At 63.0% G+C, this 13,119-nt stretch carries 1 protein-coding gene; it reads left to right on the forward strand.

Features of this window, described 5'->3' with window-relative positions:
- Positions 1-44 precede the first annotated feature (44 nt).
- Entirely contained in the window at positions 45-13,043 is a 12,999-nt protein-coding gene (locus tag F8N49_RS02260; protein WP_151550703.1) for a non-ribosomal peptide synthetase, read from the forward strand.
- Positions 13,044-13,119 lie beyond the last annotated feature (76 nt).

Raw genomic sequence — 13,119 nt, forward strand, 5'->3', positions numbered from 1 at the left:
GCCACCCGATTCCACTTGCAAGCCGAATTCAGGCAGGAAACCTCATGACCGACGCGTTCGAACTCCCCAGCACCCTGGTCCATGCCCTCAAGCGTCGCGCGGCCCTGACGCCGGACCGACTGGCCTTGCGCTTTCTCGCCGAAAACGCCGATCAGGCTGTGGTGCTCAGCTATCGCGAACTGGATCAACGCGCGCGCACCATCGCTGCTGCGTTGCAGGCTCAGGCTGGATTCGGTGAGCGTGCGGTGCTGCTGTTTCCCAGTGGCGCGGATTATGTCGCGGCGTTTTTCGGTTGCCTGTACGCCGGTGTGATTGCGGTACCAGCCTATCCGCCGGAATCCGCGCGTCGTCATCATCAGGAGCGTTTGCTGTCGATCATCGCCGACGCCGAGCCCACGCTATTGCTGACCAGCGCCGACCTGCGCGATGCCTTGCAACAAATCGACGGCGCGCCGCCGCTATTGTGTGTCGACACCCTCGACAGCGCACTGGCCGAACAGTGGGTTGAACCGAGCCTGCCAGCCGAGCACATCGCTTTTCTGCAATACACTTCCGGCTCCACCGCGCTGCCCAAGGGCGTGCAGGTCAGCCATGGCAATCTGGTCGCCAATGAACTGTTGATCCGTCACGGTTTCGGCATCGACGTCAATCCGGACGACGTCATCGTCAGCTGGTTGCCGCTGTACCACGACATGGGTTTGATCGGTGGTCTGCTGCAACCGATATTCAGCGGCGTGCCGTGCATTCTGATGTCGCCGGCCTACTTCCTCGGCCGGCCGTTGCGCTGGCTGGAAGCGATCGCCGAATACGGCGGCACCATCAGCGGCGGCCCGGATTTCGCCTACCGTTTGTGCAGTGAGCGGGTCAGCGAATCGGCCCTTGAGCGCCTCGATCTGAGCCGCTGGCGCGTGGCCTATTCCGGTTCCGAGCCGATCCGTCTCGATACCCTCGAGCGCTTCGCCGAAAAATTCGCCGCCTGCGGTTTCAGCGACAACAGCTTCATGGCTTCGTACGGTCTGGCCGAGGCCACCCTGTTTGTCGCCGGAACACCGCGCGGCACCGGCATCCCGGCGCTGCGCGTGGACGATCAGGCGCTGGCGCAAAACCGCGCCGAGCCGGGCGATGGTAGCGCGATCATGAGCTGCGGCATCAGCCAGCCTGAGCACGCGGTGCTGATCGTCGAACCGAATACCCTCGAAAAACTCGCCGACAACGCCGTCGGCGAAGTCTGGGCCGCCGGCCCGAGCATCGCCCACGGTTATTGGCGCAACCCCGAAGCCAGCGCCAAGGCTTTTGTCCAGCACGCCGGCCGCACCTGGTTGCGCACCGGCGACCTGGGTTTTATCCGTGCGGGCGAGTTGTTCGTCACCGGGCGCCTGAAAGACATGCTCATCGTCCGCGGACACAACCTCTATCCGCAGGACATCGAGCAGACCGTCGAGCGCGAAGTCGAAGTGGTGCGCAAGGGCCGCGTGGCGGCGTTCGCGGTCACTCACAACGGCGAAGAGGGCATCGGCATCGCTGCGGAAATCAGCCGCAGCGTGCAGAAAATCCTTGCGCCAGATGCGCTGATCAAAGCCATTCGCCAAGCCGTGGCCGAGGCGTATCAGGAGGCGCCAAGCGTGGTGGTGCTGCTCAATCCGGGCGCGTTGCCGAAAACCTCCAGCGGCAAACTGCAGCGCTCGGCGTGCCGCAATCGTCTGGCTGATGGCAGTCTCGACAGTTACGCGCTGTTCCCTTCGATTACAGCGGCAACGGAAAATGCGACCAGCAGCACTTCGGACCTTGAAGCGTTGATCGGGCAAATCTGGGCCGAGCAACTCAACGTCAAGCAGGTCAGTGGCGACGACCATTTCTTTCTGCTCGGCGGTAACTCGATCGCCGCCACGCAAGTGGTTGCGCGGGTTCGCGAAGCACTCGATGTGGAGCTGAGCCTGCGCCTGCTGTTCGAAGCGCCAACCCTGTCCACCTTCGCTGCCGCTGTGGCGCAGCTAAAACAGGACGGCGGGAGCGCTCCAGGTCCGATCAGCACCTTGTCGCGCAGCGAGCCGATGCCGCAGTCGCTGGCACAAAATCGTCTGTGGATCACTTGGCAACTCGATCCACAGAGCAGCGCCTACAACATTCCCGGTGGTCTGCGCCTGCGTGGCGAACTCGACGTAAACGCCGTGCGCAACAGCTTTCAGCATCTGATCGAACGCCACGAATCCTTGCGCACGCGTTTCTTCGAGCGCGACGGCGTGGCATTGCAGCAAGTGCTCGCCGCTGCCGAACTCAATCTGCAACTGATCGACATCAGCGACCTGCCAATTCCCGAGCGTGAAACCCGTGCCGAGCAGATTCGCGAAGACGAGGCGCGCACTCGGTTCGATCTGGAAAAAGGCCCGTTGCTGGCGGTGACACTGGTGCGTCTCGATGACGAAGAACATCAACTGCTGGTGACCCTGCACCACATCATCGCTGACGGCTGGTCGCTGAATATCCTGCTCGACGAATTCTCGCGCTTATATGCCGCCGCTACCCAAGGTGGAACGGCGACACTGGCAGCGCTGCCCACGCAATACGCCGATTACGGCAACTGGCAGCGGCAATGGCTGGCGCAAGGCGAGGGCGAGCGGCAACTGGCGTACTGGAAAGCGCAACTGGGCGAAGAACATCCGCCACTGGAACTGGCCACCGATCACCCGCGCTCGGCCAGACACAACCACAGCGCCACGCGCCACAGCGTGCGCTTGAGTACCGAACTCAGCGAGGCGATCCGCCAGACTGCGCAGGCCCACCAGGCCACGCCGTTCATGCTTCTGCTCGCTGCGTTGCAAAGTTTGCTGCACCGCTACAGCGGTCAGCGCGACATTCGCATCGGCGTGCCCAACGCCAACCGTCCGCGCCTGGAAACCCAAAGCCTGATCGGCTTCTTCATCAATACCCAGGTGTTGCGTGCGCAAATCGATTCGCGCCTGACATTTGCCGAGTTGCTGAACCAGACCCGCCAGGCCGCACTCGGCGCCCAGGCCCATCAGGATCTGCCCTTCGAACAATTGCTCGAAGCGTTCCCGCAGGCCCGCGATCAGGGCTTGTTCCAGGTCATGTTCAACCATCAGCAGCGCGACCTCAGTGCACTCAAGCGTCTGCCCGGTCTGCTCGCCGAAGAACTGCCGTGGCACAGCCGCGAGGCCAAGTTCGATCTGCAATTGCACAGCGAAGAGGATCGCAACGGTCGCCTGAGCTTGTCGTTCGACTACGCCAGCGAACTGTTCGACGCCGCGACCATCGAGCGCCTGGCCGAGCATTTCCACAATCTGCTCAGCGAAGTCTGCGAACGGCCGCAGCAGGCCATCGGCGATCTGCGATTGCTGACGGTCAACGAGCAGAATCAGCAGAAAGACTGGAGCGTCGCTCCGTGCACCCCGGCGCAACAATGGCTGCCGGAACTGCTCGAGCAACAATTGCGCAACACCCCGCAACGCACCGCACTGCTGTGGGACGGCGGTAGTCTGGATTTTGCCGAGCTGCACGCGCAAGCCAACCGGCTCGCCCATTACCTGCGCGACAAAGGCGTTGGCCCGGACGTGTGCGTGGCCATTGCTGCCGAGCGTTCGCCGCAACTGCTGATCGGTCTGCTGGCGATCATCAAGGCCGGCGGCGCCTATGTGCCGCTTGATCCGGATTATCCGGCCGAGCGTCTTACGTACATGCTCCGCGACAGCGGCGTCGAACTGCTCCTGACCCAGACGCAATTGCTCGAGCGTCTGCCGGCCAGCGATGGCGTCAGCGTGATCGCCATGGATGCGCTGCACCTGGATAAATGGCCGAGCCAGGCACCGGGACTGCGACTGCACGGCGACAACCTCGCCTACGTGATTTACACCTCGGGTTCCACCGGGCAACCGAAAGGCGTCGGCAACACCCACGCCGCGCTGGCCGAGCGCCTGCAATGGATGCAGGACACTTACCGCCTCGACGAAACCGACGTGCTGATGCAAAAAGCGCCGATCAGTTTCGACGTCTCGGTGTGGGAATGCTTCTGGCCGCTGATCAGCGGCGCGCGTCTGCTGCTTGCCGCCCCCGGCGAACACCGTGACCCGCATCGCATCGCGCAACGGGTCCAGCAATACGGCGTGACCACGCTGCACTTCGTCCCGCCACTGCTGGCGTTGTTCGTCGACGAGCCGCTGCGTGCCGAGTGCACGAGCCTGCGCCGGGTGTTTTCCGGCGGTGAAGCCTTGCCCGCCGAGTTGCGCAACCGGGTACTCGCGCAATTGCCAGCGGTGCAATTGCACAACCGTTATGGCCCGACTGAAACCGCAATCAACGTCACCCATTGGCATTGCAGTGCCGCCGATGGTGCGCGCTCGCCGATTGGCCGGCCGCTGGGCAATGTGGTCTGCCGCATTCTCGATGTCGATCTCAATCCAGTGCCGGCGGGTGTGGCGGGTGAGCTGTGCATCAGCGGCATCGGTCTGGCGCGTGGTTATCTCGGGCGTCCGGCGTTGACCGCCGAGCGTTTTGTCGTCGATCCACTGGGCGAGCATGGCGCCCGCTTGTACCGCACCGGCGACCGTGCGCGCTGGTCCTCGGATGGCGTGATCGAATACCTCGGTCGCCTCGATCAGCAGGTCAAACTGCGCGGCTTTCGCGTGGAACCGGAAGAAATCCAGGCGCGACTGCTGGCGCAAAATGGCGTCGCCCAGGCCGTGGTGCTGGTGCGCGAAACCGCTGCCGGTGGACAACTGATCGGCTACTTCACGGCGAGCGATCCGCAGGAAAATGCCGAGCAACAAATCGCTCGACTGAACAACGCCTTGGTCGCTGAGCTGCCGGAATACATGGTCCCGGCGCAACTTTTGCGCCTTGATGCGATGCCGCTGAGCCCCAGCGGCAAACTCGATCGCCGCGCCTTGCCCGAGCCGCAATGGCAAGTGCGTGAACACATCGAACCGGTCAGCGAACTGGAGCAACAAATCGCCGCGATCTGGCGCGAAGTGCTGGGTCTGAAGCAGATCGGCCTGCGCGATGATTTCTTCGCCCTCGGCGGTCATTCGCTGCTGGCCACGCAAATCATTTCGCGCACACGTCAGGCCTGTGACGTCGAACTGCCGCTGCGCACCTTGTTCGAGCACAGCGAACTGGGCGATTACGCCGAACAGATTCGCCTGATCCAGGCCAGCGGCCGCACCAATCAACAGTTGCCGATTGCAAAAATCGACCGCAGCCAAGCGGTGCCGCTGTCCTATTCACAGCAGCGCATGTGGTTCCTCTGGCAGATGGAACCGGACAGCCCGGCTTACAACGTCGGCGGCATGGCGCGCTTGCGCGGCGTGCTGCATGTCGAGCATTTCGAGGCGGCGTTGCAGGCGCTGATCCTGCGCCATGAAACCCTGCGCACTACCTTCCCTAGCGTTGACGGCGTCGCCCGCCAACAGGTGCATGCCGAGACCGGCGTGCGCATGGGCTGGAAGGATTTCTCCAGCCTGCCGGCAGAAGTCCGGGAGCTACAAGTCCAGCAACTGGCTGATGCAGAAGCGCACCAGCCGTTCGATCTGGAAACCGGCCCGTTGCTGCGTGCCTGTCTGGTCAAGACTGCCGAGCACGAGCATTACTTCGTTCTGACCCTGCACCACATCGTCACCGAAGGCTGGGCGATGGACATCTTTGCCCGTGAACTCAGTGCGCTGTATGAAGCGTTCGTCGATGAGCGCGCCTCGCCGCTCGAGCCGCTGCCGGTGCAATACCTCGACTACAGCGTCTGGCAGCGTCAGTGGCTGGAGTCCGGCGAGCGCCAGCGCCAGCTCGATTACTGGACCGCGCAGCTCGGTCGCGAACATCCGCTGCTGGAACTGCCCGGCGACCGTCCGCGTCCACCGGTACAGAGCCATCAGGGCGAGCTGTTCCGTTTCGATCTGAGTGACGATCTCGCTGCGCGGGTGCGGGCGTTCAATGCGCAAAACGGCCTGACCCTGTTCATGACCATGACCGCCGCGCTCGCCACGCTGCTCTACCGCTACAGCGGCCAGACCGACCTGCGCATCGGTGCGCCGGTGGCCAACCGCATCCGCCCGGAAAGCGAAGGGCTGATCGGCGCGTTCCTCAACACTCAGGTGCTGCGTTGCCAGCTCGACGGGCAGATGTCGGTCGGCGAACTGTTCGAGCAGGTGCGCCACACCGTGATCGAAGGCCAGTCCCATCAGGATCTGCCGTTCGATCATTTGGTCGAAGCCTTTCAGCCGCCACGCAGTGCGGCCTACAACCCGCTGTTCCAGGTGATGTGCAACGTGCAGCGCTGGGAATTCCAGCAGAGCCGCACCCTCGCTGGGATGACTGTCGAGTATCTGGCCAACGATGCGCGGGCGACCAAGTTCGATCTCAATCTGGAAGTCACCGACCTCGACCATCGCCTCGGCTGCTGCCTGACTTACAGCACCGATCTGTTCGACGAGCCGACCATCGAACGCATGGCCAGGCATTGGCGCAACCTGCTTGAAGCGTTGATCGCTGATCCGCAGCAACGCCTCAGCGAACTGCCGTTGCTCGACAACACCGAGCAACAGCACCTGCTCGACAGCCTTGGCGTCGAGCCGGGCGAACATCGTCTCGACCAGTGCATCCATCATCTGTTTGCCGAACAGGCACTGGCGCGCAAAGACGCGCCGGCGCTGACCTTCGCCGGGCAGACCCTGAGCTACGCCGAACTTGATGCCCGTGCCAATCGTCTGGCCTGGGCGCTGCGTGAGCGCGGCGTCGGCCCGCAAGTGCGGGTCGGTCTGGCGCTGGAGCGTTCGCTGGAAATGGTCATCGGCCTGCTCGCGATTCTCAAGGCTGGCGGCGCCTATGTGCCGCTGGATCCGGAGTACCCGCTCGACCGTCTGCATTACATGATCGAAGACAGCCGCATCGGTCTGCTGCTCAGCGATCGGGCGATGCTCCAGGCCCTGGGTGACTTGCCGTCAGACGTGGCGCGCTGGTGTATGGAAGATGACAGCCCGGCACTGGCCGACTACCCGGCCAGCGAGTTGCCGTTTATCAGCCTGCCGCAGCATCAGGCCTACCTGATTTACACCTCGGGCTCGACCGGCAAACCAAAAGGCGTGGTGGTCTCCCACGGCGAAATTGCCATGCACTGCCAGGCCGTGATCGAACGCTTCGGCATGCGCCCGGACGACTGTGAACTGCATTTCTATTCGATCAACTTCGACGCCGCCACCGAACGTTTGCTGGTGCCGCTGCTCAGCGGTGCGCAGGTGGTGCTGCGGGCGCAAGGGCAGTGGGACGCGGAAGAAATCTGCGGCTTGATTCGTGCGCATCGGATCAACGTCCTCGGCTTCACGCCGAGCTACGGCAGCCAGTTGGCGCAGTTCCTTGCCACGCAGAATGAAGTCCTCCCGGTGCGGATGATCATCACCGGCGGCGAAGCGCTGACTGGCGAGCATCTACAGCGCATCCGCGCGGCGTTCCAGCCAGCGCAGTTCTTCAACGCCTATGGCCCGACTGAAGCCGTGGTCATGCCGCTGGCCAGTCTGGCGCCGCAGGTACTGGAAGAGGGCGCTGGCAGTGTGCCGATCGGCAGCGTGATCGGTGCGCGGGTCGCGTACATTCTTGATGCCGATCTGGCCTTGGTGCCGCAGGGCGCGACCGGTGAATTGTTCGTCGGTGGCGCCGGTCTGGCTCAGGCCTATCACGACCGTCCGGGCATCAGCGCCGAGCGTTTTGTCGCTGACCCGTTTGCCGCTGATGGCGGGCGCATGTACCGCACCGGCGACCTGGTGCGCCAGCGTGCCGATGGTCTGGTCGAGTATCTGGGCCGGATCGACCATCAAGTAAAAATCCGTGGTTTCCGCATCGAACTGGGCGAAATCGAAACGCGCCTGCTCGATCACCCTTCGATCCGCGAAGCAGTGGTGCTGGCGCTGGATGCGCCGAGTGGCAAGCAGTTGGTGGGTTACCTCGTTACGGAGGTCGCCGGACACGGCGAAGCGCAACAGGCTGAACTGCGCGAAGCGCTCAAGTCGCACCTCAAGGCGCAACTGCCGGACTACATGGTGCCGACCCACCTGATGCTGCTGGCAAGCATGCCGCTGACCGCCAACGGCAAACTCGACCGTCGCGCCTTGCCGGCGCCGGACCCGCAGCTCAATCGTCAGGACTATGTCGCGCCGAGCAACGAGCTGGAACAGACCCTGGCGCAGATCTGGTGCGATGTGCTCAACGTCAGGCAGGTCGGCCTCAACGATAACTTCTTCGAACTCGGTGGCGACTCGATTCTGTCGATTCAGGTGGTCAGCCGCGCGCGTCAGCAGGGCATCCACTTCAGCCCGCGCGACCTGTTCCAGCATCAGACCGTGCAGACGCTCGCCGCCGTTGCCAGTCGCACTCAGCAAGTGACTGCCGAGCAAGGCCTGGTGGTCGGTGAATCGCGCCTGACGCCGATTCAGCACTGGTTCTTCGATACGGACATTCCCCAGCGTCAGCACTGGAATCAGGCGCTGTTGCTGGAGCCGACTGTGCGCTTCGAACCGCAACGATTGCAGCAAGCCTTGCTGGCGGTGATTGAGCAGCACGATGCGCTGCGTCTGCGTTTCACTGAAACCGATGATGCATGGCAAGCGACTCATCAAGTGCTGTCGAGTGATGATCTGCTCTGGCAATTCAACGTCGATTCGCTGGACCGGTGCGAAGCCCTGTTCGCCGACGCGCAACGCAGCCTGAATCTGCAAAACGGCCCGTTACTGCGCGCAGTGCTGGTCGATGTAGCGAATGATCAGCAACGCCTGTTCATCGCCATCCACCACTTGGTGGTCGACGGCGTTTCCTGGCGCGTGCTGCTGGATGATCTGCAAACCGCCTATCGCCAACTCGACGCTGCGCAGCCGCTGAAACTGCTGGCGAAAACCAGCGCCTTCAAGGACTGGGCCGCGCGTTTGCAGGCCTACGCCGGCAGCGAATCCCTGCGTGAAGAACTCGGTTGGTGGCAAACGCAACTGGCCGGGCCAAGCGCCGATCTACCTTGCGAAAACCCGCAGGGCGGCAGGCAGAATCGCCATGCACAAACCGTCAGCGTACGCCTCGATGCCGAGCGCACCCGGCAGTTGCTGCAACAGGCACCGAGCGCTTATCGCACTCAGGTCAACGACCTGCTGCTGACCGCGCTGGCCCGTGTGCTGTGCCGCTGGAGCGGCCAGCCCTCGGCGCTGATTCAACTGGAAGGACACGGTCGCGAAACCCTGTTCGACGAGATTGATCTGACCCGCACCGTCGGTTGGTTCACCAGCGCTTATCCGCTGCGCCTGACTCCGCACAATGTCGAAGAGGCCGCCGGGCAGGGCGCTTCGATCAAGGCGATCAAAGAACAATTGCGCGCCGTTCCGCATAAAGGTCTCGGTTATGGCGTGTTGCGTTATCTGGCTGATGACGGCTGCCGCCAGAACATGGCCGCGCTGCCGCAGGCGCAGGTCACCTTCAACTACCTCGGCCAGTTCGACCAGAGCTTCGGCAGCGATGCGCTGTTCCGTCCGCTGGATGAAGCGGTCGGTGCCGCCCACGATCCGCAGGCGCCGTTGCCCAACGAGCTGAGTGTCGACAGTCAGGTTTACGGTGGTGAACTGCTGCTGCGCTGGACTTTCAGTGCCGAGCGTTACGAGGCGCAAACCATTAACGATCTGGCCGCCGCCTACCTCGTTGAGTTGCAAAGCCTGATCGCCCATTGTCTGCAAGACGAAGCCGGCGGCCTGACGCCATCGGACTTCCCGCTGGCGAAACTGACTCAGGCGCAACTCGATGCGCTGCCGGTGCCGGCCGCGCACATCGAAGATGTCTACCCGCTGACGCCGATGCAGGAAGGCATGTTGCTGCACACCCTGCTCGAGCCGGGTACCGGCCTGTACTACATGCAGGATCGTTACCGCATCAACAGCGAGCTCGATCCCGAGCGTTTCGCCCAGGCCTGGCAAGCGGTGATCGCCCGTCATGAAGCACTGCGCGCGTCGTTCTGCTGGAACGTCGGCGAAGACATGCTGCAAGTGATTCACACGCCGGGGCGCACGCCGATCGAGTATCTGGACTGGAGCGCCGTCGCCGAGACCGAGCAGGAACCGAAGCTGCAAGCGCTGCTGAAAAGCGAGCGCGAGGCCGGGTTCGATCTGCTCAATCAGGCGCCATTCCACCTGCGCCTGATCAAGGTCGGCGCGGCGCGTTACTGGTTCATGATGAGCAACCACCACATTCTCATCGACGCCTGGTGCCGTTCGCTGCTGATGAACGACTTTTTCGAGATCTACACCGCCCTCGGTGAAGGTCGTGAAGCGCAGTTGAGCGTGCCGCCGCGTTATCGCGATTACATCGGCTGGCTGCAACGCCAGAGTCTGGCCGAGGCGCGGCAGTGGTGGCGGCAGAATCTGCAAGGGTTCGAGCGCACCACGCCGATCCCGAGCGACCGGCCGTTCCTGCGCGAGCACGCCGGTGAAAGCGGCGGCATGATCGTCGGCGACCGCTACACCCGCCTCAATGTCGAGGACGGCGCACGGCTGCGGGAACTGGCGCAGGCCCATCAACTGACCGTCAACACTTTCGCCCAGGCTGCGTGGGCTCTGGTTTTGCGGCGCCTGAGCGGTGATCGCGACGTGCTCTTCGGCGTGACTGTGGCCGGGCGGCCGGTGGAGATGCCGGAAATGCAACGCACCGTCGGCCTGTTCATCAACAGCATCGCCCTGCGCGTGAAGATGCCTGAGGACGATCAGCGCAGCAGCGTGCGCCAGTGGCTCAGCGCTTTGCTCGACAGCAACATGCAACTGCGCGAGTACGAATACCTGCCGCTGGTGAATATCCAGGAGCAGAGCGAATTGCCCAAAGGCCAGCCGCTGTTCGACAGCCTCTTTGTCTTCGAAAACGCCCCGGTGGAAGTCTCGGTGCTTGATCGTGCACAGAGCCTGAATGCGACCTCGGATTCCGGTCGCACCCATACCAACTTCCCGCTGACCGCGGTGTGCTACCCGGGCGATGACCTTGGCTTGCACCTGTCCTATGACCAGCGTTACTTCGACGAGGCGACGGTCGAGCGCATGCTCAGTGAGTTCAAGCGCCTGCTGCTGGCGCTGGTCGACGGCTTCCATGGCGACATGGCTGATTTGCCGCTGCTGGGCGACGAAGAGCGCGACTTCCTGCTGCACGGTTGCAACCAGAGCGGCCATGACTATCCGCTGGAGCAAAGCTACGTGGCGTTGTTCGAAGCGCAGGTCGCGGCGCATCCGCAGCGCGTTGCCGCCAGTTGCCTTGATCAGCAATTGAGCTATGCCGAACTGAATGACAACACCAACCGCCTCGGCCATGCCCTGGTCGCTGCCGGTGTGCGCATGGATCAACCGGTGGCGCTGCTGGCCGAGCGTAATCTCGACCTGCTCGGCATGATCATCGGCAGCTTCAAGGCCGGCGCTGGTTACCTGCCGCTGGACCCGGATCTGCCGAGCCAGCGCCTGAGCCGCATCATCGAGCTGAGCCGCACGCCGTTGCTGGTGTGCAGCGCCGCCTGCCTTGAGCAGGCGCAGACCTTGCTCGAAGAGTTTGGCTGTTCGAATCGTCCGCGCCTGCTGGTGTGGGAAGAGGTCCAGGCGTCGGCCGCAGCGACGCACAATCCGGGCATCCACAGTGGCCCGGATAATCTCGCCTATGTGATTTACACCTCGGGTTCGACCGGGCTACCTAAAGGCGTGATGGTCGAGCAGCGCGGCATGCTCAACAACCAGTTGAGCAAACGTCCGTACCTCGACTTGAGCGAGGCCGATGTGATCGCGCAGACCGCCTCGCAAAGCTTCGACATTTCCGTCTGGCAGTTCCTCGCTGCGCCGTTGTTCGGCGCACGGGTCGACATCGTGCCGAATGCGATTGCCCACGATCCGCAAGGTCTGCTGGCGCATGTACAGGCGCAGAGCATCACCGTGCTGGAAAGTGTGCCATCGCTGATTCAGGGCATGCTTGGCTCCGAGCGTCTGAGCCTCGACGGCTTGCGCTGGATGTTGCCGACCGGTGAAGCGATGCCGCCGGAACTGGCCCATCAATGGCTGCTGCGTTACCCGGACATTGGTCTGGTCAATGCTTACGGCCCGGCGGAATGCTCGGATGACGTGGCGTTCTTCCGCGTCGACATGGCTTCAACGCGCGGCAGTTACTTGCCGATCGGTACGCCGACCGACAATAACTTGCTGTTCGTGGTCGATGGCGCGCTGGATCTGGTGCCGTTGGGCGCGGTGGGTGAGTTATGTGTTGCCGGGACCGGCGTCGGTCGCGGTTACGTCAGCGATCCGCTGCGCACCGCGCCGGTGTTTGTGCCGAATCCGTTCGGCGCGCCGGGCGAACGCTTGTACCGCACCGGTGACCTGGCGCGGCGCCGCGCGGACGGCGTGCTGGAATATGTCGGCCGCGTCGATCATCAGGTGAAGATTCGCGGCTACCGCATCGAGCTCGGTGAAATCGAAGCGCGCCTGCATGAACAACCGGAAGTGCGCGACGCCGCGGTTGGTGTGCAGGAGGGCGTCAACGGCAAGCATCTGGTGGGTTATCTGGTCGCGGCCGACGCTGCGCTCAATCCGGGCGAACGTCTGGAGCGGATCAAGCAGCGCCTGCGCGCCGAACTCCCCGAATACATGGTGCCGCTCCACTGGCTATGGCTGGAGCAGATGCCCCTCAATGCCAACGGCAAACTCGACCGCAAAGCCTTGCCAACGCTGGAGATCGGTCAGTTGCAGAGTGCGGATTATCTGGCGCCGCGCAACGAGCTGGAGCAGACCCTGGCTGATATCTGGGCTGAGGTGCTGAAAGTGGAAAAGGTCGGCGTGCGCGACAATTTCTTCGAACTGGGCGGGCATTCGCTGCTGGCTACGCAAATTGCATCGCGGGTACAAAAAGCCCTGCAACGCAACGTGCCGCTGCGCGCGATGTTCGAATGCAGCACGGTGGAGGAACTGGCCGAATACATCGATGGGCTGGCGGCCAGTGATATTACCGAGGAGAAGGTTGATCGGTTGAATGATCTGATGGCGGAGCTGGAGGGGTTGTAGTCCTTCAGCGCCTGGGCCGGCCCCTTCGCTGGCAAGCCAGCTCCCACAGTTTTTGCGGTGAGCACAAATCTTGTGA

Source organism: Pseudomonas sp. GXM4 (assembly GCF_008923895.1).
Lineage (GTDB): Bacteria > Pseudomonadota > Gammaproteobacteria > Pseudomonadales > Pseudomonadaceae > Aquipseudomonas > Aquipseudomonas atacamensis.